This is a genomic window from Phaeodactylibacter xiamenensis (genome assembly GCF_000759025.1).
Taxonomy (GTDB): Bacteria; Bacteroidota; Bacteroidia; order Chitinophagales; family Saprospiraceae; genus Phaeodactylibacter; species Phaeodactylibacter xiamenensis.
The window spans coordinates 13,278-37,566 of sequence record NZ_JPOS01000078.1 but is presented as its reverse complement, the minus strand read 5'-3'; the positions used below and the strand labels follow the sequence as shown (position 1 = coordinate 37,566).

19 protein-coding genes are annotated in these 24,289 nt (G+C 52.9%); 9 read left to right on the top strand and 10 right to left on the bottom strand.

Translation table 11 applies throughout. The features are described from left to right. Positions 1–15 precede the first annotated feature (15 nt). Both IX84_RS20000 and IX84_RS19995 read left to right on the top strand, forming a co-directional pair. Entirely contained in the window at positions 16–627 is a 612-nt protein-coding gene (locus tag IX84_RS20000) for a DinB family protein (RefSeq protein WP_052516235.1), read from the top strand. Further along, on the top strand, positions 624–1,568 hold the full coding sequence (locus tag IX84_RS19995; RefSeq protein WP_044224904.1) for an FAD-dependent oxidoreductase: 945 nt from the start codon (positions 624–626) through the stop codon (positions 1,566–1,568). The genes IX84_RS20000 and IX84_RS19995 overlap by 4 nt, the downstream gene beginning before the upstream one ends. Positions 1,569–1,818: 250 nt before the next feature. On the opposite strand, the gene IX84_RS19990 is transcribed toward IX84_RS19995, so the two are convergent. The 5 genes from IX84_RS19990 to IX84_RS19970 all read right to left on the bottom strand — a co-directional run bounded on the left by IX84_RS19990 (position 1,819) and on the right by IX84_RS19970 (position 5,481). After that, positions 1,819–2,826, bottom strand: a complete 1,008-nt coding sequence (locus IX84_RS19990; protein ID WP_044224902.1) for a cytochrome-c peroxidase — start codon at positions 2,824–2,826, stop codon at positions 1,819–1,821. Between the two features lie 47 nt (positions 2,827–2,873). Then, a complete protein-coding gene (locus IX84_RS19985) occupies positions 2,874–3,623 on the bottom strand; it encodes an MbnP family protein (RefSeq protein WP_044224899.1) in 750 nt (249 codons plus the stop codon). A 42-nt stretch (positions 3,624–3,665) separates the two neighbouring features. Next, positions 3,666–4,043, bottom strand: a complete 378-nt coding sequence (locus IX84_RS19980) for a hypothetical protein (protein ID WP_152605158.1) — start codon at positions 4,041–4,043, stop codon at positions 3,666–3,668. A gap of 4 nt (positions 4,044–4,047) precedes the next feature. After that, positions 4,048–4,956 carry a transporter family protein gene (locus IX84_RS19975; RefSeq protein ID WP_044224892.1) on the bottom strand — a complete coding sequence of 303 codons (909 nt, stop codon included), beginning with the start codon at positions 4,954–4,956 and terminating at the stop codon, positions 4,048–4,050. 147 nt (positions 4,957–5,103) lie between these two features. Next, entirely contained in the window at positions 5,104–5,481 is a 378-nt protein-coding gene (locus tag IX84_RS19970; protein WP_044224889.1) for a hypothetical protein, read from the bottom strand. A 125-nt stretch (positions 5,482–5,606) separates the two neighbouring features. Between IX84_RS19970 and IX84_RS34675 the strand changes: the two genes are divergently transcribed. Together IX84_RS34675 and IX84_RS19965 are read left to right on the top strand one after the other, a co-directional pair. Then, positions 5,607–5,729, top strand: coding sequence for a DUF418 domain-containing protein (locus IX84_RS34675; RefSeq protein ID WP_072013675.1), 123 nt, complete (start codon positions 5,607–5,609; stop codon positions 5,727–5,729). Between the two features lie 217 nt (positions 5,730–5,946). Further along, on the top strand, positions 5,947–6,879 hold the full coding sequence (locus IX84_RS19965) for a DUF6807 family protein (protein ID WP_052516234.1): 933 nt from the start codon (positions 5,947–5,949) through the stop codon (positions 6,877–6,879). On the opposite strand, the gene IX84_RS19960 is transcribed toward IX84_RS19965, so the two are convergent. The 3 genes from IX84_RS19960 to IX84_RS19950 form a co-directional block, all read right to left on the bottom strand. Then, positions 6,858–8,489 (bottom strand): ArnT family glycosyltransferase, encoded by a 1,632-nt coding sequence (locus tag IX84_RS19960; protein ID WP_044224886.1) that lies wholly within the window; start codon positions 8,487–8,489, stop codon positions 6,858–6,860. The genes IX84_RS19965 and IX84_RS19960 overlap by 22 nt on opposite strands. A gap of 137 nt (positions 8,490–8,626) precedes the next feature. Then, positions 8,627–10,591: a cytochrome-c peroxidase gene (locus IX84_RS19955; RefSeq protein ID WP_052516233.1), complete on the bottom strand. Its 1,965-nt coding sequence runs from the start codon at positions 10,589–10,591 to the stop codon at positions 8,627–8,629. Positions 10,592–10,702: 111 nt separating this feature from the next. Then, positions 10,703–12,595, bottom strand: coding sequence for an alkaline phosphatase PhoX (locus IX84_RS19950; RefSeq protein WP_044224883.1), 1,893 nt, complete (start codon positions 12,593–12,595; stop codon positions 10,703–10,705). On the opposite strand from IX84_RS19950, the gene IX84_RS33525 reads away from it, so the two are divergent. Together IX84_RS33525 and IX84_RS19945 are read left to right on the top strand one after the other, a co-directional pair. After that, positions 12,594–12,761 carry a hypothetical protein gene (locus IX84_RS33525; RefSeq protein ID WP_160213838.1) on the top strand — a complete coding sequence of 56 codons (168 nt, stop codon included), beginning with the start codon at positions 12,594–12,596 and terminating at the stop codon, positions 12,759–12,761. The two genes, IX84_RS19950 and IX84_RS33525, sit on opposite strands and share 2 nt — an antisense overlap. Positions 12,762–12,862: 101 nt before the next feature. Then, entirely contained in the window at positions 12,863–14,587 is a 1,725-nt protein-coding gene (locus tag IX84_RS19945) for a T9SS type A sorting domain-containing protein (RefSeq protein ID WP_044224881.1), read from the top strand. A 92-nt stretch (positions 14,588–14,679) separates the two neighbouring features. Here the strand turns inward: IX84_RS19945 and IX84_RS19940 are convergent, their stop codons facing one another. Further along, positions 14,680–16,218 (bottom strand): OmpA family protein, encoded by a 1,539-nt coding sequence (locus tag IX84_RS19940; protein WP_044224878.1) that lies wholly within the window; start codon positions 16,216–16,218, stop codon positions 14,680–14,682. Positions 16,219–16,614: 396 nt separating this feature from the next. On the opposite strand from IX84_RS19940, the gene IX84_RS19935 reads away from it, so the two are divergent. Continuing rightward, a complete protein-coding gene (locus tag IX84_RS19935; protein ID WP_044224876.1) occupies positions 16,615–18,147 on the top strand; it encodes a S8 family peptidase in 1,533 nt (510 codons plus the stop codon). A 36-nt stretch (positions 18,148–18,183) separates the two neighbouring features. On the opposite strand, the gene IX84_RS19930 is transcribed toward IX84_RS19935, so the two are convergent. Next, positions 18,184–19,611 carry a hypothetical protein gene (locus tag IX84_RS19930; protein ID WP_044224873.1) on the bottom strand — a complete coding sequence of 476 codons (1,428 nt, stop codon included), beginning with the start codon at positions 19,609–19,611 and terminating at the stop codon, positions 18,184–18,186. 196 nt (positions 19,612–19,807) lie between these two features. Here IX84_RS19930 and IX84_RS19925 point away from each other — a divergent pair, with 196 nt between their 5' ends. Continuing rightward, positions 19,808–20,914: a hypothetical protein gene (locus IX84_RS19925; RefSeq protein ID WP_044224870.1), complete on the top strand. Its 1,107-nt coding sequence runs from the start codon at positions 19,808–19,810 to the stop codon at positions 20,912–20,914. A gap of 379 nt (positions 20,915–21,293) precedes the next feature. After that, positions 21,294–24,227 (top strand): M43 family zinc metalloprotease, encoded by a 2,934-nt coding sequence (locus IX84_RS31905; protein WP_063978292.1) that lies wholly within the window; start codon positions 21,294–21,296, stop codon positions 24,225–24,227. The last annotated feature ends 62 nt before the right edge of the window (positions 24,228–24,289 follow it).

Sequence of the window (24,289 nt, the reverse complement as noted above, 5' to 3'; positions counted from 1 at the left end):
AGAAAAAACTTACGCATGCAGCCTTATCCTTTTCTACTGAGCATCTTGCTCTTATTCATGGCCACCAACGCCCAAACCCAAACCGCTATGCAAGGCGACACCCTACCCTACCGGCAAATCCCCGATGCTCCGGAATCCTACACCAGCAGCGCCACCGTTGCCAGAATGATTGATGGCCTTGGCTTCCGCTATTACTGGGCAACCGAAGGGCTAACCGAAAAAGACCTGCTGTACAAGCCCAGCCCGGATGGACGCACTACTATGGAAACGCTGGCCCACATTCACGGCCTTTCAATGATGGTCTACAACAGCGCCTTTCAGCTGCCCAATAAACGACCGGCCCCAGCCGCTCCCGAAGACTTTGTAAACCTCCGGCGAACCACTTTGGAGAACCTTAAAGCAGCCAGCGATCAGTTCCGGGAAGCCAATACCAATGATATGGAGCGCTTTGACCTGATCTTTGAGCGGGAAGGCGTACATTCCACTGTCCCCTTTTGGTTCCAGCTCAATGGCCCCATTGCGGATGCCCTTTGGCACGTTGGCCAGGTGGTCTCCTTTCGGCGGGCAGCAGGCAACCCGGTATTCCCCGGCATCAGCTGGTTTCAGGGCAAAGCGATGGAGAAATGAAGCGGGTCATCGTTATCGGAGCGGGCGTTTCGGGCCTGACCACTGCTGTAACCTTGCAGGAAGCGGGTTACGCAGTCACCATTTACACTCAAGACCTGCCCGGTGCCACGACCTCCGCTGTAGCCGCCGCCATTTGGTTCCCCTATGCCGTAGCGCCAGTCCATGCTGCCAATCGCTGGAGTGCCGAGTCCTACCGGGTTTTTGAGCAGCTGGCGCAAACACCAGCCACCGGGGTAAGCATGACCGATTTCCTGGTCCTCACCCGCCCGGGGCTCGATAACAGCTGGCGGGAGGAACTGCCGGAAGGTGCCGTACGCCTGGCAAAATCTGAAGAACTGCCGCAGGGGTATGAAATGGGCTACCTTGCCAAAGTCCCCCTCGCAGAAACACCCGTCTACCTACCCGACCTTCAAAGCCGTTTTATGAAAGCGGGTGGATTATTCCAACAAGCAACCGTACATCACCTGACTGACCTGGCCAGGGAAGCGGACCTCCTCGTCAACTGTGCCGGGCTTGGGGCACGGGAATTATGTCAGGATGAATCGGTCTACCCCATTCGCGGGCAAGTGGTCAAAGTGGAAAATGTACCTGGCACCCGGTCTATGGTAGACTCCATGGACAAAGGCAAGCTGGCCTATGTGATCCAACGCGGTAAGGATACCATTCTGGGAGGTACCGACTACGAACATGATTACAACAACACGACTTCTCCGGAAGACACTCAAATTATCCTCCGGCGCTGCGCTCAATTGCAGCCTTCCCTTACCAAACCTAAGTTGATCAATGCTGCCGCAGGACTCCGCCCCAAGCGGCCGGCCATCCGCTGTGAGCAGGAGCCTGGGCAGCCTATTTTCCATAATTACGGGCACGGTGGTGCGGGCTTTACCGTGTCCTGGGGCTGCGCAGGGGAAATTTTGAAGATTATTCGTGGTTTAAGTTAGGGCATACTGGAAAAGTCTGCCCTAACCTCAGTACAAGTTAGGGCACGATGGCCCAGTTTCGCTTCGCTACAGCGGACAGAGAAGGGTATACTCTAAAGTATGATTCCTATTCGTTAAAGTTAGGGCATACTGGGAAAGTCTGCCTAACCTCAGTACAAGTTAGGGCACGATGGGAAAGCGTACCCTAACGCCCGAAGGCCATTTTCACTACATCGGACGGGAAGGAGTGTACCCTAATGTGCGATTTCAATTAGGGCTTAAATCGCTGGTCTGTTAAAAAGGAGGTATCGGTAAGAGTATGCAGAAAGGCTTCCAGATCAGCCATTTGTTCGGTGGAGAGGTGAAGTGGCTGAATGCGGTTGTCTTTGTTCGGGTGGGTTGTGCCGCCGGTGTTGTAGTGCTCCAGCACGGCTTGCAAATCCGGCAGGCTGCCATCATGCATGTAGGGTGCGGTAAGGGCTATGTTTCGTAAGGTAGGCACACGAAAGACGCCATCATCTTCAGGCAGGCCCGTGACGCGGCGGCGGCCCCAGTCTTCATACGTTTCGTACAGCCCGTTGTTGAAAAAGCCGTTTTCCGTAAAATTGAAGCCTCCGTGGCAGCTGCTGCAGTTGGTTGCATCGCTGAAAAACAGTTGGCGGCCACGCTCTGCGGCAGCATTGAGGCTAACTTCGCCCATGAGGTACTGATCGTAAGTACTGTTGGCACTAATGAGGGTGCGCTGGAAAGCCCCAAGTGCCCGGGTGATGGTAAATGGACTAGCAAGCTCGCCATATGCCCGTTGAAAAGCGTCTACATATTCCGGATCCGCATTGAGTCGCTCAGCAGCATGAAGGATCGGCAGGTCCATCTCGGCATGGTCTTCGATGGGCACTAACGCCTGAATGTCGAGCTTAGGCACGCCCCCGTCCTTGTTGACTTTGGTGAGATAGGCCAGATTGACCAATGTAGGTGAATTTCTAAACCCCAGCCGCCCCCGTACACCGGGACTGATGGGCAGGTCATCGGCAAAGGCAAGCGATTGCTTATGACAGGCACCACAGGTAATACTCGAATCTACCGACATGGCAGGCTCAAAAAACAGCATTTTCCCCAGTGCTACACGCGCCTCGGTCAGCTCATTATCTTCCGGGATATCCGGATAAGGGAAGTGCGGCGGCAATTCCAAAACGTAAGGCGTGGTGTCGACCGGAGAGACCGGCTCCTTTTCGCAGGAAGCAAAAAACAAGAGCAACAAAAGAAATGGGCAATACCGCATAATCAAAAATTTAGGGTTGCCCGCTCTTCGCAGGCAACCCTTCAGTTTTAGTGCATCATACTGATCGCAGCCGGGATGTTATCCCGCACAGCCGCAGCCAGTTCAGGATTATTCATGGTGTGGGTAGAGAAATCAGTAGAAAGGTCAACACCTTCAAACAGTTTCGCCAGGTCAAATTCCATGTGGAGCATGTTGCTGCCCTTTTCCACGTCTTTGTGGGCAGTGAGGCTCACATTCTGCAACATATTGTTTGTACCCAGATGGAAAGCCATAGTTTCATCCATCGTACCATCACCATCTGTATCTACTTTGCCGTCAATACGCAGGAAGCGGTAGCCGGAGTTCCAGTTCCAGTGCATAGCCGGGAACTGAATAGCGAGCGGATCCTCAGCGTCGCGGGAAGTGAAGTCGTCTTCAGACTGACTGTTGATGGCAGGGTCTACGCCCACAAAGAAGTTCACCATGTGGTAATGCCCGGCAGGGACAGTGGTCACTTCCTGCATGCCTGCTTCCGGCGTCACCAGCAGGTACTTGCCTTCTACGGGAATTGCATCGCCTTCTTCCGGCATCAGCTCAATACCGCCCACATAGAAGTTAGCAATAGTGAACTGTACGGAAGTCCCATTAATATCGTACACCTGCGTTGTATCAAAAGCAGCACCATCTACAGTGTACTCAAACATCATATTCACGGTGCCTTCCTGAATACCAGGTGTTTCATCATCATTGTCGCAAGCTGAAAACGCAAGCGCGAAGACCGCAAGCAGCGCAAGGGTGGAAAATTTGAATTTTGTCATTGGTCAATTTTTATTTAAAGTTATTAGAAGTTGTTTTAAGTGCTATTGCAGATGAACCAAAACCACAGCATTTGTCGTATTCTGGTCATGATCATCAGCTGTTACCTGAAGCTCGTAAGTGCCGGGCTCCAGGCCATTGAGCGGAAATTCCAGCCGTACCTCGTGGCGCAGCGCGTGCAGGTGCTGCTTTTCCACCAGAGTCGGCATTCCGTCTTCGGCAACAAGCCAAATGAAGTAGGTATGCAGCCCCAGGTTTTCAGAGAAGTCCACCTCTACGGGCATCACATCTCCCACCGACAAAACGGCGCCTGCTGTGGGTGCCAGAATCTGAATGTCCGGCTTCACCGTATCAATAATTGCTTCCTTCTGACAGCCTATAAAGGCGATCATAAAAACCGGAAGCCAGGTTAGTTTTCGCATTTGATCAAAAAAAGTAATTGAGGTGGAGCGCCACCCTTGAGCGGGCCTCCACCAATCCTGTATTCCAATCCTGTTGCAGAGGCAGGCTGTAAGTCACCCCCAGGTTGTAGCGCTGCCAGAACACCTCGGCGCCGGCATTGACCAGCCAGGCTTCCCCACCGGTATAAGTGCGGTAGTAGCCATTCTCAATGTCCCAGTCGGCCTGTTCATAGTAGAGCCCCAGGTTAGGCATCACGCTGACGCCACCAATCTGCTCCACCCGGAAAAGGCTCAACAGCCCGGCAAAGCGGTTACCAAACTGATAGCCATTCTCACCGGCCCCATTGAGGCGGTAGGTGGCGTCGAGCAATAGCCCGGACCGTCCGCTCCGTGCAGTGTAATTGAGGTTGAACAAAGCGTCCCAACTGCCCGTCCCAACCTGAAAGTTAGGGTTCACCACCTCGTTGGCGGCAGGTTGCTGAAACGCTCCCGTTGGCGCTTTACCACCTATGCCCGCCACGACCCGGTGTCTGACTTTCTGTTGCAGGCTATCGCTATTGTCAAAAAAAGTATAGCTGAGCAGCCCGGTCACATCGCCCAGCCCGCTGACTGTTCGCGGCCCGTTGGCATCCTGCCGCAGATGGTAGGCATAGGGGAGCATTATCGTGGCCTGCAAGCGGGGATGAATTTCCCACCGGCCCCGAATCTCCAGGGTATTGAAGTATTCGTCCTGCGGGCGCGCACCGGCATCAAAAGCCGGATCCGCAAAGGTCCGGTAGTGCTGATGCTGCCACCAAAACCCCACAAAGTGCCCACCGAGGCTCGGCATCAAAGCGGCATAGGAAGGGGACATGCTACAGCCACAGGCATCGCAGGCCAGGGCAGGCGAAGCAAGCAACAGCAGCACCCCAATCCAAAAAGATCGGAATAACATGAATATTTGTATTTAAAAAACAAAAAGCATACGCCATTACGGGAGGCACACATCTGCTAACATCACCACGGTCGGTCATGTACAGACCGGCCTACCCGTTGGGAGCGTACATGAGGAGGCGAAAATGCCTCTTAGAGCGTATGGGCACTAGGCCCGTGGAGGATGGAAGACCCCGGAGGAGAGCAGTTGTGGCCGCAGCGCTGTTGCCGGCGGCAGGGGGTTAAAGGAATAGAGATCGCGCTCCACAGAAAGGACGTAGTGAGCCGGTAAAAAAGGCGACAAACCGGTACGCTGATCCTCAACGACTGGCGCTTGTTCGCCCTCCTGCTCATGGCCTATTGCCGCACTTGTAACCTCTTGCACATAGCAGCGCCCGCTGCACATGAGCTCGGGCTCAAAGCGGTTTTCGCAGAGCTCGCTGGCAATGTAGGCTTGGTTATACGACAGCCAGGCAGTCACAGCCGGCAGAAACGCCACTTGCGACAGCACTAACAGTAGTAAGGGTATAGCCCACAGTTGCTTCATGCTGCAAAGATAAGGGGATTTTGCAATGCTTTGCAAGAAAAGTTTTGTCGGACGGCGGGCGAAGCGGCAGCCTTGCCGGAGTGAGGCTCAAAAATCCGGGATAGCCAAGGCTTAACAAAAATTAAATACCTTTAGCTTTAGCTCTGGCTCTGGCCTTTAGTGTACTGCTCGTATGGTTCTCCCACAGGTGGCGAAAGAAGTACAAAAGAGGGCCTTTGGAAGCACTTATGCGGCGCGTCACTGATTAGAAATGTGTCTTGGGGGGCTTCGCCTTAGTGTACATTTGGATATTTGCCTTTTAATTTTGATTCGAGCCTACCTGGCTGGTCTAAGAAACGAATTTCAGCGTTAAACGCTTTGGTGAGATGGTAGCCTTTCTGAAGAAAAAGACAGGAAATGACCAGAAACAGGTTACAACAGCTTACTTAACCCGTACATTGATTAACTTCCTTTAAAACTTCATTTATGAGACTCCCGATCTTGGTGATAGGGCTTACTTTCACTGGCTACCTAAACGCTCAGCCCTTCGAATTCCGGCGGGACCTGGATGCGCTGACCCTCTACTATGGTGAACAGCCCTGCTTTGCCTATCAGACCGGCACACTGGCATACGCCGATGCCTATCCGCGCTCCAATTACCTCCACCCGGTTTATGGATTGGGCGGTGCGCTGCTTACCCAGGACTTCCCGGAAGACCATCGCCACCACCGGGGTGTTTTCTGGACCTGGCATCAGCTCTTTGCAGGTGAGGTACGGGTGGGCGACCCCTGGCTGTGCGAGGGCATCCGCTGGGAAGTCAAAGTACTGGAAACCCAGGCCCGCCGCAAACGGGCAAGCATAGAGGCTATCGTTTACTGGATGGCAGGGCCGGATGCACCACAGGGTGTACCGGACACGCTGGTTCGGGAGGATGTCCGCATATATATCCGGCAAAAGGGCCAGGATGTGCGCCTGCTGGACTTTGATATTCAGCTTACCGCAATGGCACCCGACATCCGCATCGGCGGCTCGGAGGATAAGAAGGGCTACGGAGGGTTTTCCGTGCGGCTTAACACCACCAACCCACTCACTTTCTCCAACGGCAACGGAACCGTAACGCCACAAACCACCCCAGTACAAGCCGGGGGATGGGTACGGGCAAGCGGCAACTTCAATGCGCTGCTGCCGGAGCAGACTTCGGTAGTGATGATGTGCGAGCCTGAGGAACTGCCCCAGTTTCAGGGTTGGATATTGCGCAAGCAGAACAGCATGCAGAATCCCGCTTTTCCCGGTGCCACAGCCATTAAATTATCACAGCAGGAACCACTGCGTTTCCGCAACCGGCTGTTATTGCACCGCGGCCCCATGAAAGACCAAAAAACAGACCGGCTGTACCGTCAGTTTTTGCGCAAGCGGTAAATACCCAGAATCTTAGTCGCTCCGGCGTAGATTGCATGAACCTCCTCCCCACTGTAGGGCCCTTCCCGGTTTAAAGCCTGGTTAAGCCCTGATCGCCAAACCCGGTAGTCCGACAGGAAGTAATCAGCCTGTGCCGGGTCTTCGGTGAGTTCGAAACGAGCCCGAAGCTCGGGGTGCAAGTATTCGTAATTCAGTGTAGCCGGATAGGATTGGTAAGCTACTTTGATGATCGGTGCGCCATCCAGTTTGGCCAGCGCTTCAAAGCCCTGTTTGTAGGAATTCCCCCAGTAATCCAGGTCATACTGCCCGAGTTGATTGCCCCAGGCCAGCGCATTGAAGAAAACGTTTTGGTGCGGGTGGTTCACTGCCATCCAAATCAGCAGATACCCTCCTTGCAGACTTAACCCCGCAAGCAGCCCACGACGCCACCACGCCCGGCTTGAGGCCCAGTCCCAAACCACCTTTGTGCCCAGTACAGCCAGGTAGAGCAAACTGGGATACACAAAAAACAGGTGCCGCCAGCCATCATAAACCACCGATTCCAAAACGATGATCGCCAGAACCGGAGCCAGCACCAGGCCAACATTAGCCCAGTCTTTCCGGTCAGCAGCAATAGCCCAAATCCCAATGGAGCCCTGCCGCAAATGCTGCCAAGCCCGGGGCAGCAAGCTTAAAGTACCGGTTAGAGAAAGCAAAAGATAAAGCAATGGCGTGGAAATGCCGATCCATACCGGGATGTAGTACCACGGGATTTCCGGACCTGCGTAGAACTGCCCCTGAAAGAGGACCTTCCCACCCCAGCCGTATTGGGACATAATCTCAAACGCTTCCAAAAACTGCAACTGAGGGTCAGGCCACAAAAAGGGCCAAAATACCACTATAGCCCAGTAAGCCATTGGCCCGAAGACCCCCAGCCCAATGATCCGTTTCCACCAAAGCGGGCGGGTCCCTGATTTACCCACGAGCACATCGGCGGCAAACAGGAAAACCGTCATCACCGGCATCAGCACACCGATGATCCGCATCCCGATCAGCATACCGCAAGCCAGCGCATGCAGCAGGGCCGTGCCAATGCCAGGGCGCAGCCACAACCGGAAAAGCGTCCAGGTACTGATCACAAAAAGTGAGAGAAAAGGCAAGTCTTTAGGATTGAAAAAGGAATGCGCGAAGAAGCGCGGGCTGAGCACCCAAAACGCAGCGCCCAGCAGTGCCCACCTCCAGTTGGCAAAACGGCGGAGCAATATCCTGAAAAAGACGATCCCGGCTCCCCAGTACAACAGGAAAACAGCCAGGTGCCGCATCCGGAACTGCTGCCGGAAAGAAGTCAAATCCCAGGCTTCTTCCAGCCAGGCCATAGGCAGGGTAAACCATACGCCGTGGTAGCGGTACATATACTCATGCAGCTGCCGCCAGTCGTACTGTTTATCCGTCAGGTGGAACTGCTGATTGACATACTCTGCGGAAACGAACCCATGCTGCCGTTGCAGGGCTTCATCCCACGACATGCCATAGTCACCGTACAACGCCAGTCCAAACACAAAGTAAGCCGCAAAAAACAAGACCGGCCAGCGATAGCCCGGCACTTTCCACAACTGCTGCCATTTTTCCATGGCGCAAAGCTACGAAAATGAACATTCTGCCTGCACAAGAATTGGAAGCTACCTGGTGTTCCAGCGCTCTAATGTCGGCGGTCTACCGGAGCATAACCGGTCTTTCCGATTACCGGTTTTATTTCCACCGAAGTAGATCAATAGGTGCCTCCTACCCGTCTTTTGTTCCAGTCAGGATGGGTTTCAAAAGCGGGCAGCTGCGCCGGGACAGCCGTCATCCCGGTAGTATCGGTCAGCGCCTCCATAAAGGCAACCAGGTCCTTCACTTCCTGCTCGGATAGTTCTAGTGGCGTATCCGGCAGGGTTTGATAGGGGACTTCTATGCCCATGCCTGCCCCGCCTCCTTTGTTGTAAAACTCCACGACTTCCTCCAGGCTTTGGTAAATCCCGTTATGCATGTAGGGCGCAGTCAGTGCGGCATTGCGTACGGTCACCGTTTTGAAGGAATGCAGGTAAAAAGGCGTTTGGTCAATGGGCTTGTAGCTGGCAAAACGTCCAGGGTCGGGATCTAAAGCAAGGCTGTCTGGTCCTTGCGCAGCGGCAGGCACCCCCAGTACTTCCGACTCGCTTTCCTGAAAGTACGGAGGCACGGTCCCGTTGAATGTTGGTGCAAAATGGCAGGTGCCACAGTTGGCTTTGCCCATGAAAAGATCAAACCCACGCTCTACTTCCGCTGCAACGGCTTCCCGCTCCCCCCGAACATACTGATCAAAGGGGCTATTGAAGGACCGCAAATCGGCAACATAACAAGCCAGAGCATTGGAGATCGACCACTTTGAAATCTGATACTGCGGATGCTCCGGGTAGGCACTGGCAAAAAGCGAGCGATAGGCTGCGCTTTGCTTAAGCTTGTCTACAATTTCCAGAAAGTCAGTATTGAATTCCTTTTCGTCCCGCACCACATGCTTGACCTGACGTTCCAGGTTCGGCTCCCGCAGATCGTAGAAATAATGTTCGGCGTAGACGCTGTTGATCAAAGTTGGGGCATTGCGCTGAATGCTGCCTTCGCCATTGAGGGCCATGCTCCGGGGCAGCCCATCGGTAAAGGCTTTGTCCGGATGATGGCAGGAGGCACAGGAACGCTCGTTATTCGCAGAAAGGATGGGGTCGTAGAACAGCATCCGCCCAAGGGCTATGCGTTCCTCACTTTGAGCCGCATCACTTAGATTAGTGTAATAACTGGGGTTTAGAAATTCATCCGAGAACAGGTTATCTGCTTCGTAATTCCAGGCCTGCGGACGATCGGTAATTTCGCTGAGGAGTTCTACCTCCAGGTTTTTTTGTGCTTCCAGGGAAAGCTTTAGCAGTGGGTTTAGGTGTTTTTTTAGAAATTGTAGCCGGCGGAAGTCATTGAAATCAGCAGGCTGAGACAAGGCTGCGATAGCCGATCCGAGCTCCAGGCGGCAGTCGGTGGCCAGTTGAGCATCAATCTGCTCTAAAAGTGGGAAATAAGCCATCAGCGCCTTTGCTGCGCCCTCCAGAGACTGCCTGGCTTCCGGCAGGGCTGCCCCTGAGCCCGGCGTGTCAAATCCGGTCAGCCCCAGCGTAAAGATGCGGACCAACTGATATCGAAAAGCTTCAAAAACAAAGCGGTGTTGCAGCACTACGCCTTCCTGAAAGGCTTTCACTTTGCTAAAATCCTTATTGAACTGGCGGACCAGGCGCAGGATTTCTTCCTGCTCCGCTTGCGAATTTTCGCCGTAGACCAGTTCGTCCAGCACCTGCAGCCCTACCGGTTCAATAATGCGGACTTCCGGCACCTTCGGCTCCACACTTAGCAGCGGCGGGCCATTGAGGTACTTTTTGACGGCTTCCCGGTCATTGTATTCCAGTAAAAACTCAAGAGACTTGTAGGCAAGCCGGGTCTGGGAATGTACTTTTTGAAGCGCTTCAGCGTTGGCTTCCCCCCGCACGAAGGCATTTGCAGTGGCCTCATACGCCGCCGCGGTCTCGTCTAGTTTGGTAAGAGCGGTTTGAAATTCAGCACGTACATTGCGCAGTGCCTCAGCAGCAGTGTATGCCTTTGGGGGCACGAAACTGATGAAGTGGGTGGCCATTAGCAAAAGCGTAAGGTAGAGCAAGCCGGTAAGTGTCGCTTTCATGGTCTGAAATGGTTGGTGTGTTGTGGTACTAATGCAAAACCTGCAAAGGCGGCACACCCGAATTTTCGGGCATGCCACCTTTGAGGATTATTAAAAAGGAGAGATCAATAATTACTTAACGATCAGCTTCTTCGTTTCACCCGCTGCAGTTTGCAGGAAGTACATGCCCGCAGGCAGGTTGGAAACGTCAATCTGATTGGTGTTGCGGAATACCTTCAGGCGCTGGCCTTCTGCGTTGTACACAGCAAGGTCAGTCATTTCGCTCAGGTATACGGTACGTGTAGTTGGGTTCGGGAAGATCTGCAGCTGGCTGGTAGACTCAAACTGAGGCTCCTCCAGGCTTGTAACCGTTACCTCATCAAAACCATGGATCGCGAAAGTCAGCGAGTGGTTGAATGGGAATGGGTTGTTAGAGTTCGGGTGCTGAGAGTTCACCAGCAGCGACTTACCGTCAGGTGTAGGCATTGCACCAGTGATTTCTGCACCACGTGGCACAGCTGTGATACGGATCAGGTCGTCAACAGTTGGTTGCTCAATGCTAAGGTCAAGCAGCCACAGTTCGCAGGTGGGGTTGCTGATACCTGCAGGCATACGGCCATAGGAAGTACCATTAAGGTCTTCGCAGATCACCAGGAATGGCTGGCCATCAATCATCATGACGTTCAGGCCATCAGGGTTAGACATGTGCTTGGTGAAGTAGTCCGCTTCGGATGGGCTGGTTTCTTCGTCCCAGTCCGGTCCACCTTCCAGGAATACGTAGTTGGAATCGATAGCTGGGTCATAAACCCATACGCGGCCGTAGTAGTCAGGATACTCAGAAGAGTTAGGGCTGTCGATGCCCTTCTCAATGGCACGGTTGATGTGATAGGGGTCGTGCACAGCACCTGCTGCGTTTTCGTCAGCCCAGCGAGAGCCCGGACGGTCACGGCCTGTTTCAGTCCAGTAGATTTTACCGCTGGTTGCATCGATGGCTACCCACTCAACGCGGTTGTACATCGTACCACCCAGTTCAACTGCCTGATCAGCAAAGTTCAGCATTTTCTCAGGGTCAGTGTTGTCTACTTCGAGCCACTTTTCAGGAGCATCGTGCTTGTAAATGTAAGTCTTGCCTTTTGTGAAGTCACCTGGCTCATCAGCTACGAACTTCGCCCAGAAAGCAGGCGTTGCATCCACACCGAGGTAAACCGTCTGATTGTCAGCAGCAACTACGCCACCTTCAAAGCCCTGACGGCCCCAGTTGTACTGCTTGCGTACAGCCTTCGCCTGACGTGGGTCGATTTCAACCATCCAGTTGAAGTTCTCGTACTTAGGTACTTCCAACCCATCGAAACCTTCAATGTCAGAAGAGATCAGGTAAGTGGAAGTGTCACGTACACCCTGGTTTTCTGCACCGCCTGGAGACTTAGGATAGCCACCAGAGCTGGCAGGAGAAGAGAATCCACCGTTGTAAATAGAGCCGTTGTTGCTACGGAACCACTCCTCAGCGGTCCAGATACGGCCGTCAACGATAGAGCTGATACCACCGCAGTTCATACCGGTTTCACCAACTGTGTTAACAAAGTCTACGTTGAAGAACTCACCTTTACGGCCGTCTTCCAGTTCCTGCTCCACTACTTCCAGCTGACCGGAAACGGGGTCGCGCTCAACACGGAATACCGTCATGCCACCACCGTCACCGATGCGGTTGTCCTGGTAGATCATCTCGTGGTTGACAGAAACCCAACCCAGTGATTCACCAGTCTCGTCCGGCGTAAAGCCGATAAAGTCGTGCCACTCCTTGGCGTAAGCCACACCCGCTTCGTAACCGTAAGTAGGCGTAGTTTGTACCAGGTCAACACCGCCCACAAAAAGGACTTGCAGAGAGAGTGGAGAAGGAGGCATCAGAAGGTCGTCAATAACGTAACCTTCCGGGATTTCAATTTCTTCAGAAAAGATGGTTTCCTGAGCACTGACAAAGAGTGCGCACATGCTGCTGAGCAGCATAGAAAGTACTACTTTCTTCATGTTTGAAAAAGATTTAGTGATCGAAATTTGGCTTAATGGCAGCAAAGATCAATTTGAGGTGTTAAGTGCAGGTCAAATCGAGGTAAGGCTTTTGTTATCAAATCGTGAACTCAATGTAAGCTCATCAGCGGGCGTATTTTATTTGGCGGCAGGTTGGAAATCGTAGGATGAACCAGAGATCGATTTGAACAAAGCGGTGGATTCTTTTTGATTTTTTTTAATTTGTGGCAATTAAGATTAGCATTCAATCACCAAATCGTCTATCTAATGCGAAAAAATCTACATTTACTACTGACCCTGTTAGCATTTACAGCCTTCAGTATTCCAGCATTTGCCCAACCGGTAAATGATGAGTGCGAAAATGCCATTCCCATAAGTAGTGGCACTCATGATTTCACCACACTTGAGGCGACCACCGGAGGTTCCGGCGCCTATCCGGCGACTTGTCCCGCCGGAGGGGGCAGTAGCTCCGACTCCCTCTACAACGATGTTTGGTTCATCTATACCGCCGACTTTACCGGTCTGGCGGAGTTCAGCACCTGCGGCACAGCCGATTATGATACCAACGTTGCTATTTACCAAGGGACCTCCTGCCCACCTTCTCCGGATGACGTCATCGCCTGTAATGAAGATGGCGTGACGCCGGATGGTCAGGACTGTGCCAATTTCACCTCCCGGGTCACCTGGGAAGTCGAGGAAGGCTCGGTTTACATCATCCAAATCGGCGGCTGGGGCTCAGAAAGCCCGGGCGAGGAAGGCAGTGGCACCTTCACCATTGAAGAAACTATGCCCGTCACTGGCCCGCCCAACGACGACTGCGAAAACGCCACACCGCTTGACCTGGGGCCACAAGACTCGATCGTACTCCAATTCAACACCGTAGAAGCCTCAACAGGGCTCCCTCAGCACGAGGTCCCTCAATCCTGCTTTGAGCCAGGCGAAGAATTTGTATACAACGACATTTGGTACTCCTGGACAGCCACCTTTACAGGTGGGCTGGAGTTTTCCACATGTGGCACGGCTACATTTGATTCCCGCCTTGCCGTCTACCAGTCCACCACCTGCCCACCGGATACCAGCACCCTGGTCGGCTGTGGCGACGATGAGAATGCCGATAATGGCGTTCCCTGTGGCGGGTTTACTTCCCGTGCCTTATTCAACGTAGAACAAGGTCAAAGCTACCTGTTCCGCCTGGGCGGCTGGTCTTCCGGTGACCGCGGTGCCGGTTCGGTGCTCATCAAGCGGATTGAGCCCGTCGTACCGCCAGCCAACGACGATTGCTCCAATGCACTGGACGCCTTTGTCATTTCTCAGGAGCAAGCCGACAACTTTGATTTTATCTTCGAAGGGACCAACAAGCTCTCTACCGGACAGCCACAGTTTGCCACACCGATTTGCAATAACGATGGGGACTTCCGCGATGTATGGTATACCTTTAATTCCGGTGAGAATACGGAGCTGACGCTACGCTTCAATAAGACCACTACAAACGCCGAGTTTATCATCGACCTGTTCGAGACGTGCGGTATACAGGCTGACCCATTAGACGGTCCCTACTTCTGCATTGAAACCGAGGATTTCGATAATACCTTCCTCGAAGTGCCTTTGGAAAACTTCCCGGGCGAGCCAACAGAGTACCTTATCCGCGTTTCCACTCGTGTGACCGGAGGCGACCTGCCCGGTGACTTCTGGTTTCAGCTGGTCGGCACGCCATTTTCCAGCCTGGAGGCATTGCAACTGGGGGCGTTCCGGTTCTTCCCTAATCCGGTGCGCAACGCGGCAACGATGAGCTTTAAGGCTCAGGAAAGCCTGAACCTGCAAGCCGAGATTACGAATTCGCTCGGGCAGACCATTCAGCGCCTGAACTTTGGCCAGATCCCGTCCGGGGATCATACCTTTGATGTCCCAACGGAAGACCTGCAGCCGGGTATTTACTTCCTGCGCCTTTTTGCCGACGGAGCGCAAAAGACAGTACGCTTCATCAAGCAATAATTTTTTGACCTCCCTTTGGGCAATATTAAAACGGGCTGCTACCAATCAGGTAACAGCCCGTTTCCTTGTTTAATCAGGCCAATGAAGCCCTGTTACTCAATATAAAGATTAAACTCTACCCGACGGTTCAGCGTACGTCCGGACCGGGTATCATTCGTGGCAATTGGCTGTTCTTCACCAAAGCCCTGGAAGGAAATCCGTTTTGGCGAAATCCCCTCACTGACCAGGTAAGCGTAGCAGGCACGTGCGCGGTCTTCAGATAGTATCTTGTTGTTTTCGGCATCACCTACATTATCGGTATGGCCATTGATGGCAAGAGCATAGCCCGGGTAGCGCTGCATAATTTTCACAATCTGATCCAGCACTTCTTTAGACTCCTCCTTGAGGCGGGCCTTGCCGGTTTCGAACTGCACAGCGCGCATAGCGAAGCTCAGCACCTCCTGCTCCTCCTTATTGAGCTCAGGGCAGCCTTTATTTTCAGCAGTGCCCGCTTGGTTAATACAAGCATCTTTGCCATCGTGTACGCCATCGCCATCTGTATCCGGGCAGCCTTCCATATCACCGGCATCATCCGGGCACCGGTCCCTGGCATCGCCCACACCATCACCATCGCGGTCCGGGCAGCCATTGGCGGCTTGCGTACCGGGCTCATCCGGGCATTCGTCCTGACTGTCAGCTACGCCATCATTATCCCGGTCTTTGAACGGACAGCCATTATTTGCAGCAGTGCCAGCCTGATCCGGGCATTGGTCCTTAGCGTCCGCCACACCATCACCATCGCGGTCCGGGCAACCATTAGCAGAAGCTGTTCCTTTCACTTGCGGACAATCATCGTCCGCATCTGTGATACCATCCTGATCTGAATCCGGGCAGCCCATCAGGCTTGCCAGCCCTGCCACTTCGGGGCATTTGTCCTCATCGTCCATGACACCATCGTCATCGGTATCCGGGCAACCTTTGAACCGCTTTTTACCAGGCCGGGCGGGGCATTTGTCTTCAATATCCGCCACACCATCCAGGTCCGTATCCGGACAACCATCAGTTTCCGGGCTTCCGGCATCACGCGGGCATTTATCCAGGTTGTCCACAACCCCATCGCCATCGGCATCCATACGGCCAAGCTTATGCAAATAGCCTACGCCAAGCTGAATATTATTTCGGTTCTCTTCCTGTGAAATCCGGTATTCGCCCTGTAAGTTGATGTAGGAACGTGTGCCGACTTTAAAATTGAAGCCAGCTCCCACCGGAATCTGAACATTACTGCCCAGTTCTTCCTCCAGGGTAATACCTCCGCCGCCCATCAGGTAAGGCGTAATAAAAGCGGTATCTGATTTTTTGTACTGCAACTGCAGCACGCCATCAATACTAAAAAAGGTACGGTTGTTGATATCGTTGTCCACATCAATCACCCCCACCTTCGCCGGGATAGCAAAATTCAGCCAGGGGAGCAGCTCCCGGATATAGGTCAGTTCCAGGCCGTTAGTAATATTTTGGTCGTCAACGTCATTGGGTGTCCCGTAATCCAGGAACAGCACTTTGGCCGAAAAGGCGTTTTTGTTGGGGTCAGTCTGCGCCTGCAGCTGTAAAGATGCTACGAAGAGCAGACCCAGGCAGAACAATACTTTTCTCATACTTAAATGGTGTTTGGAATTGGTTTTTAAGACTTATGATGTTGCCCAAAGTCACAGGGCGTTTGCTTGAATGTTTTTGATGTTTACGCAAGCCTTTTGGTAAGTGTTGCAATTTTGCACAAAATAAGTGACAGGGTGAGCATCTGCTAACTTGGCTAAAGATTTTTTTCTTTTGCTTTGCCCAACAAATTTTTATCACTATTTTTCCGCTGAAAAAGAATGAAAGTTCAGCCCTGACCAAGCTACCTCACTTTTATTTTTCATCAGCCACCCGGCTCGTCGGATAGTAACTTCCAAAATTTCCTGAACAAACCTACTCGGTTAAGCTCTGCTTATCCGTTAAGCTTTATTTATAGCAACGAACATCCATTACTAACCAAACTATCTACGATTCCTATGAAATTTAGCAACCTATTACTGCTGGCGCTTGTCGCTTTCGCATTGATGACTTGTTCCAAAATGGAGCTCGCAACGCCTGAGAAGGCCCATCAGAATGACCCGATGACCAAAGCCGAAATGGATCAGATCATCGAGGAGACCTTGCTCGCCACTAATACCGTTTACTACTGGAAAGATGCTACAGACCGCATGATCTGGAGTGCTTCTGTCCGATCAGACTCCGTTATGTCGCTCGGGTATCAGCCCGCAGGATTTGAGCGTATCGAGGAACGCATCCATGAAATTGATCTCGCATCGGAAGAATGGTCGGCGGTCAAAGATCAGCTCATCACATTTGTAGTCGAAGCAACAAACGCTGCCTACCCTGATCTGAACGCCAAAGCCGAAGACCTTTTCCTCAACCTTGACGAAGCGTACCTGCCCACACTTGATGTGCGCATTTTCAACCAGGAAATCATCGAAAAGCTTCGTCAGATGCCGGAAGTGCGCTACATCGAGCCAATGAGCTACACCATGGGCGAGATTGACCGGCGCAGCGACAGTGGCTGTGGGTACAGCCCGGCCAGCAACCTTCCCTCTGCTGACTTTACCACCGTATCACCTAATGCCAAAGTGCCCTGGAATTTCAGTCATCCGAGCATGAACGTACCTGGCGCATGGTCGACCAGCACTGGTTCCGGGATTAAGGTAGCGCTCATCGATACCGGCACTTCCCCCAATCAGAGCAAGCTGGGGAATGAGTTCAACTCCGGCTTCTCCTCCGGGCGCAGCCTGGAGCGCCTGGGCACGCATGTCAGTGGCTGGTGGTGGTGGGCTTCCAATGATGGCCCCAATGATGCCTGCGGGCACGGCACCCAAATGGCAGGCCTCATCGCAGCACCCCGCAGTACCACCGGCTCCACGCTCGGTGCCGCTTACAACTGCAACCTGAAAGCCTTCCGGGCAACTACTGATGTGATCATCAACTCAGGCAGTGAAAAGGATGGTGTCCGGGATGCGCTTGTGATCTCCGGCAACGACAGTGCCGTAAAGATCATTAGCATGTCCATCGGCGATGTATTCTACAGCAGCACCGTTGCGGATGGTATCTTTTACGCCTTCAACCGGGGCAAACTGATGTTTGCTGCAGCTGGCACCTCCCTGAGCTGGACGAGCTGGTGGGGCGTGATCTTCCCGGCTAATATGGCTCAGACCGTAGCCGTTACCGGTATCCGGGACAATATGAATCAGCGGTGCCATACCTGCCATGAAGGGCCGGAGGTGGACTTTGTAGCCGTTATGCAGCGTGCGTCCAACACCAGCCGTACTTCACTCACTCTGGCTATGAGTGGCAGTCAGCCGGCCTATGTCGGCGGGTCTTCAGCCGCTACAGCAACAACAGCTGGTATTGCGGCCCTGGTTTGGGCCACCAACCCGAACCAAAGCAGGAGCCAGGTGATGCAGCGCCTGATGAATGCTTCCTCCAACTACCCTGCACGGGACGGCAACTTTGGCTGGGGCACCATTAATGCTGCCCAGGCAGTGCAATAACTTGTTTACAAGAATCTTTTGGAAAGCTCCGGGGCGCTACCGCTCCGGAGCTTTTCCTGTTTTTTGCTGCCAGGCTTTGAGAAGCCACGCCCGATCAGTGAGCAGCTCGGTACCGGCAATCCGTTTTTCCAGCCCTTCCAGCTTCCTGCCCTCCCGGCGTACTAATTGATAAAGCAGGTCACAGAAATTCAGGAAAGTCTCCTTAATAGCGCTGGATACCTGCTTGTTACGCTTGAGGAAAATAGTGAAGGCAGCAATGAGCGAAAGCAGAGCCTCCTCTTCGTCCTGCTCATAATAAATTTTGGCCAGCATAGTACGCGCTCCGAGGTAGTAGTTGAGGTCGGAATAAGCCACCTGCATCAAATGTTCCTGAGCTTTTTCGTAGGATTTGGTGTAATAATAGAGCTCCGCGTAGTTGTAGTGCAGCGCATTCTCCTGAAAGGCTTCCGGCAGCAGTTTTCCTTTTTGTGCTATAAATTGCTCGATCCACTGATACCGCTTCAGGCGAAGTGCCAGTTTGACTACATTCGTAAAGGTCCAGGGCGAGAGGTTGTCCTGCTCCATTAGAATGCGGCGCTCAATACCTTTCGTATAAAGCGAAAGAGCCTCCTCTACGTAGCGCTCCTGCCCCTGTCTGATTTTACGGGCACAGTAATTGATCGCCATAAAATAGATTTCCCGAAGGCGGTCGGTAGGAACCGCTTTAGAAATCGTGTCAAGCTCTCCCAGCAACGCATCAAAATGGTATTCCTGGCCTTCATCGGAGAGTGCCCTGAAAATATCCACATATAACTTTAGCAATGGCAGCCCGAAGTAATCCTGGCCTTTAATATATTCCAGCCATTCCGGCGTAATGTTGACGTTGTAGGCCCCCTGAAGGATCGCCTGCCGGTCGAGCATCGCACAGGCGTATTTCATTTTTTCCAGAAAGTAATACCGGTCCAGCGCATCGGCAGCATCCTGCAAATCCTCATTGAAACGGCGCAGGCGCTGCCGCTGAAAATGCCGCTCTCTCGTGTCCGCCCATTCCTGCCGGTGCCTGAAATGAGCAGCATCAGGGGCTTCCACACCATTAAGCAGCTGTTGTAGCTTTCGGTCCTGCTGCCGGTAGTGTTTCTCCAGTTCCCGCTCTGATAGGGTTTCCATGAGTACAACAAGATTGTGTTCCTCCTGTACAGCCTGCCGCTGCACCAGCCAGAATTGCTCCAGCAGCTTGTTCAACCAGCTCAGGTGATAACGAAGCTGTTTGTCATTGTAAGGCTCATCCGGGAAAATGGCCTGAAAGACCTGCTCCTTCCCGATACCTTCACCGGAAAAAGCTGGTGCGAAGGTCAACAGATGGTCCAGTAAGTCCAGCAGGATTACTCTTTTGTTGTAATATGGAGAAGCAACAAAATCCCGAAAAGCGGCTGTTTCTTCCGGCTTAAGCTTCTTTAATGCAATGATTACCTTGTTTTTTTGCATCCCGTCCAGTCTCTTTTTTTGACAAAATACAAAAACAGATAACTTCTTCCTCTATATCTTTCAACAATAACGGTAATTTCACACACCAATGCAAAGCAAATCACAGAACCAACATTGACAAATTCCTATTTTTGTAATTGACCCAATGGTAAATTGCCCCTAAGTTTGCAGCATAAGGAATAAATAAACAGCTTACATGAAATATCAAGTCCCTCTGATCGCGCTATTTTTTGCCACTTACTTTTCCACCCTGACGGCCCAGGAAATGTGGCCGGGCGATGCCAACAATAACGGTGTGGTGAATGCCGTGGATGTACTTTACATCGGCATTGCCTATGGTGCTGAAGGCCCCGAACGAGACGATGCCACCACCAACTGGGAAGCTCAGCCCTTTGAACTTTGGGGGCAAACTTTTGCAGATGGCACCGATTACGGGTACGCAGATGCGGATGGAGACGGTGAGATTGAAGATGATGATATCACCAACGCACTCATCCCTAACTTTGGCCTTTCCCAGCCATCCACCACGGCTGATGGCTATGCCAATGCCGCACCGGGTATCGGTGCCCCCGAAGTCACGTTGACGCCAAGTGCCACACTTGTAGAAGCCGGAGCTACCATTAATATTGGCCTTAGCCTCGGTAATTTGAGCCAGCCCCTGGAGAATTTTTATGGCATTGCCCTTGCCATGAGCTACGATACTGATTTAGTAGAGCCCACCACTGGTTTTGAATACGACGACCTGGATAACTCCTGGATCAATGCAGATGGCGCTGAGATAGAGGATGTCTTCTATAAGGACGAATTGGAGGGCCGCTCAGAACTCGCGCTGACCCGTATTAATCAAACCACCATCAGCGGCAGCGGACAAGTGGCGGAGTTTAGCATTATTATCGAAGACATTATAGTCGGACTGACCGTAGACACCTTCCGCTTGCGCATAGACAGTGTGTTGCTTATTGACAACAACTTCAAGCGTATACCCATGGTCCCCGATACGGCTACGATCATCATTGCAGATGATACCACTAAACTTAGCAGCGTTCGTCAATTATCAGACCTGCCTGCCCGTATATTCCCCAACCCGGCAAGCGGACAGTGCTACCTTAAACTCCCTCATTCGCTCAGCTTCCTGAAACTGGTGGATGCCTATGGCCACGTGATTTGGCAGGCCCCTCCTACCCTCCTGGAGCATACCACAGCGCCCCGCCCTATCCCCTTACATGGGCTTCCTCCCGGCATTTATCAGGTACAGGGCGGGAACAGCAGCGGGGTCTTTTCCAGAAAATTGATTGTGCAGTAATGGGCTTAAATCAAATAAAATGAATGTTAAAGGAGTACCTGAACAGAGGTGCTCCTTTTTGTTTTGCAGGCTCGAACAATCGACTCCTTCGCGCAAAATGGCTCTCTGGTGCCGATGATCCTTAACAGCTCTACCTCGCTCGTAATCCGTGAATATCAGCCCGATTAGTCCCTCTTACGCCTCGTAAATCCTATCTGCCAACAAGGATTTATATCAAATATTTTGTGGAAGAAATTAAAAATCTTAACCAAATAATTTATTAGCTTAGCCATCTCATCACAGTTTTTATTCCAGACTAGACAGCACTCACCCCGGTAAAAAGCAACACAACGTCGTTGTGGCGTACTTTTTATTCTCATTACCAAAACCTTGAATTAGTATGAAAAAAACCTTGAACACCCTTCTTGTTCTATTGCTGTTGGGCCTGACAGGCAGCCTCTGGGCGCAGCGCAACTGTGGCAGTATGGACTACCTGCAGCATCAGCATGATATGCACCCTGAGCGCGAACAACGGCTCAAGGAAATTGAACAGCATACTGCCCGGATTCTGGAAAACGCCTCACGCTCGGTGACAGGCACCATTACCATCCCCGTAGTGGTACATGTGGTGTACAACAACGCCACTGAGAACATCAGCGCGGCTCAGGTGCAAAGCCAGATTGATATTCTGAATGAAGACTTCCGCCGCCTGAATGCGGATGCAGTCAACACGCCTTCTGTATTTCAGGGCGTAGCAGCCGATGTGGAAATTGAGTTTTGCCTGGCTACCGTTGACCCGCAGGGCAACCCAACCGATGGCATTACACGCACCCCAACCAGTGTCACTGCTTTCGGCACTAATGACGAGGTGAAGTTTAACTCCAGTGGTGGCAAAGACGCCTGGCCTGCCAGTGACTACATGAACTTTTGGGTTTGTGATATCAGCGGCGGCATTCTGGGCTATGCGCAGTTCCCCGGTGGCCCTGCCAGTACAGATGGGGTGGTTGTAGACTACCAGTACTTCGGGGATATTGGCACCGCTACCGCTCCTTTCGATAAGGGCCGGACCGGTACGCACGAGGTGGGGCACTACCTCAATCTTCGCCACATCTGGGGTGATGGCAACTGCAACGCCGACGACTTCGTCAGTGATACGCCACGGGCTGGCGGGCCAAACTACACGGGTTCACCTTGTAATTTCCCCGGCAATAACTCCTGTAATGAAGGGACCGGTGACCTGCCGGATATGTTCCAAAACTACATGGACTATTCCGATGATGGCTGTATGAACCTCTTCACGCAAGGCCAGACTGCCCGTATGCGGGCCTTGTTTGAGCCCGGTGGCGCCCGTGCCAGCCTGCTGAACTCCACAGCCTGCGGCACGCCCGTTACGCCTACCTGCAATGATGGCATTCAAAATGGCGACGAGACCGGCGTGGATTGCGGCGGTTCCAGCTGTGCACCATGCCCCTGTAATGCCCCCAACCTGACTCTGACCATCACGCTCGATAACTATCCTGCAGAAACTTCCTGGACCGTTACCGATGCCGGTGGTGCTACGGTAGCTTCCGGTGGCACTTACGGCGGGCAAGCCAATGGCTCTACCGTTACCGAAAGCATCAGCCTCGGCACTGGCGATTACACCTTCACCATTAGTGACAGCTATGGGGACGGTATTTGCTGTGCATATGGCAATGGTTCCTACACCCTGACCGATGGCACTGGCGCAGTGATCGCATCCGGTGGCAGCTTCGGTTCCAGCGAAAGCACCAGTTTCTGCGCTGGCGGCCCTACGCCAACCTGTAACGATGGTATCCAAAACGGGGATGAGACCGGCGTAGACTGCGGCGGCACCAACTGCCCGGCTTGCCCAACCTGTACTGACGGCATTCAGAACGGTAGCGAAACCGGTGTGGATTGCGGTGGCCCGGACTGTGCAGCCTGCCCGACCTGCAACGATGGCATTCAAAACGGCAATGAAACTGGCGTGGATTGCGGCGGGCCGGACTGTGCCCCCTGTGCTACCTGCAACGATGGGATCCAAAATGGCAGCGAAACCGGTGTAGACTGCGGTGGTCCGGACTGTGCACCTTGCAATACCTCCTGCAGTAACGGCAACAACTTCACCCTGACCATCGTACTCGACAACTATCCCGGTGAAACCACCTGGACCGTGACTGATGGTGGTACTACCGTAGCTTCGGGCGGCCCCTATGGTTCACAGCCCAATGGCTCTACCGTTACTGAAACGTTCAGCCTCTCAGGTGGCGATTATACCTTTACCATCTTTGATTCTTACGGTGATGGTATCTGCTGTGCTTACGGCAGTGGCTCCTACAGCCTGAGCGATGAACTGGGTAACACCCTGGCCTCCGGTGGCGCTTTTGCGTCTTCAGAAAGCACCAACTTCTGCGCAGGCGATGGCGGTACGGCCCCAACCTGTAACGATGGCATCCAAAACGGTGACGAGACTGGCGTGGACTGCGGCGGTTCCAGCTGTGCACCATGCGGAGGCGGTGGCGGTTGTACCTACCTCACGCTCAACAGCGAAGGCTTTGAGTCTGGCTTTGGCATCTGGAATGATGGCGGCAGCGATTGCTACCGCAGCAACAGCAACCCCAATACCGGGTCTGTTAGCCTGGCACTGCGGGACAACTCCAGTACATCCGTGCTCACCACAGATAACCTGGACCTGACCGCTTACAGCGAACTCACAGTCGATTTCAGCTACTTCCCGGTCAGTATGGACAACGCTAACGAAGACTTCTGGCTACAGATATCTACCAATGGCGGCAGCACCTACACCACCATCGAAGAGTGGAATCTGGGCGATGAGTTCCAGAACAATCAGCGCTACTTCGATGCGGTGGTCATCTCTGGCCCGTTCACCAGTAACACCCGCCTCCGTTTCCGTTGTGATGCCTCCGGTAATTCTGATTGGGTTTACCTGGATGACATCGTGATCAGCGGTTGCCAAAGTGGTGACCGTACGGCTAATCCTGTACTTACCGCTGACTATGTGAAACCATCGGTTGAGCAAAGCACCTTCCGTGGCCCACAGGCACAAGCTGTACCGCAAATTGCTGACATCAACCTCTTCCCGAACCCGACCAACGGCGACCTCAAGCTGTCCTTCACCCTGCCTGAAGCAGGCCCGGTACAATTGATGGTGACCGGTACGGACGGACGGGTGATCAGCCAACAGCAGTGGCTGGGACAGGTAGGCACCTCCGTACATGAAATGGACGCGTCCACACTCGCCCCCGGCGTTTACTTCCTGCACCTGAGCGCTAATCAGGAGCATATCGTCCGCCGCTTTGTGGTAGTGCGGTAAACAAAACAGGCTAAACAATAAGCGGAACAAGCTTATAAGCCTTAAACAAAATTCTTCATCCA

Bases quoted from the DNA above. Each gene is read 5' to 3' on its own strand.
- IX84_RS20000 (WP_052516235.1), top strand. From the start codon at position 16: ATGCAGCCTTATCCTTTTCTACTGAGCATCTTGCTCTTATTCATGGCC.
- IX84_RS19995 (WP_044224904.1), top strand. From the start codon at position 624: ATGAAGCGGGTCATCGTTATCGGAGCGGGCGTTTCGGGCCTGACCACT.
- IX84_RS19990 (WP_044224902.1), bottom strand. From the start codon at position 2,826: ATGCGGTATTGCCCATTTCTTTTGTTGCTCTTGTTTTTTGCTTCCTGC.
- IX84_RS19985 (WP_044224899.1), bottom strand. From the start codon at position 3,623: ATGACAAAATTCAAATTTTCCACCCTTGCGCTGCTTGCGGTCTTCGCG.
- IX84_RS19980 (WP_152605158.1), bottom strand. From the start codon at position 4,043: ATGCGAAAACTAACCTGGCTTCCGGTTTTTATGATCGCCTTTATAGGC.
- IX84_RS19975 (WP_044224892.1), bottom strand. From the start codon at position 4,956: ATGTTATTCCGATCTTTTTGGATTGGGGTGCTGCTGTTGCTTGCTTCG.
- IX84_RS19970 (WP_044224889.1), bottom strand. From the start codon at position 5,481: ATGAAGCAACTGTGGGCTATACCCTTACTACTGTTAGTGCTGTCGCAA.
- IX84_RS19965 (WP_052516234.1), top strand. From the start codon at position 5,947: ATGAGACTCCCGATCTTGGTGATAGGGCTTACTTTCACTGGCTACCTA.
- IX84_RS19960 (WP_044224886.1), bottom strand. From the start codon at position 8,489: ATGGAAAAATGGCAGCAGTTGTGGAAAGTGCCGGGCTATCGCTGGCCG.
- IX84_RS19955 (WP_052516233.1), bottom strand. From the start codon at position 10,591: ATGAAAGCGACACTTACCGGCTTGCTCTACCTTACGCTTTTGCTAATG.
- IX84_RS33525 (WP_160213838.1), top strand. From the start codon at position 12,594: ATGTTTGAAAAAGATTTAGTGATCGAAATTTGGCTTAATGGCAGCAAA.
- IX84_RS19950 (WP_044224883.1), bottom strand. From the start codon at position 12,595: ATGAAGAAAGTAGTACTTTCTATGCTGCTCAGCAGCATGTGCGCACTC.
- IX84_RS19945 (WP_044224881.1), top strand. From the start codon at position 12,863: ATGCGAAAAAATCTACATTTACTACTGACCCTGTTAGCATTTACAGCC.
- IX84_RS19940 (WP_044224878.1), bottom strand. From the start codon at position 16,218: ATGAGAAAAGTATTGTTCTGCCTGGGTCTGCTCTTCGTAGCATCTTTA.
- IX84_RS19935 (WP_044224876.1), top strand. From the start codon at position 16,615: ATGAAATTTAGCAACCTATTACTGCTGGCGCTTGTCGCTTTCGCATTG.
- IX84_RS19930 (WP_044224873.1), bottom strand. From the start codon at position 19,611: ATGCAAAAAAACAAGGTAATCATTGCATTAAAGAAGCTTAAGCCGGAA.
- IX84_RS19925 (WP_044224870.1), top strand. From the start codon at position 19,808: ATGAAATATCAAGTCCCTCTGATCGCGCTATTTTTTGCCACTTACTTT.
- IX84_RS31905 (WP_063978292.1), top strand. From the start codon at position 21,294: ATGAAAAAAACCTTGAACACCCTTCTTGTTCTATTGCTGTTGGGCCTG.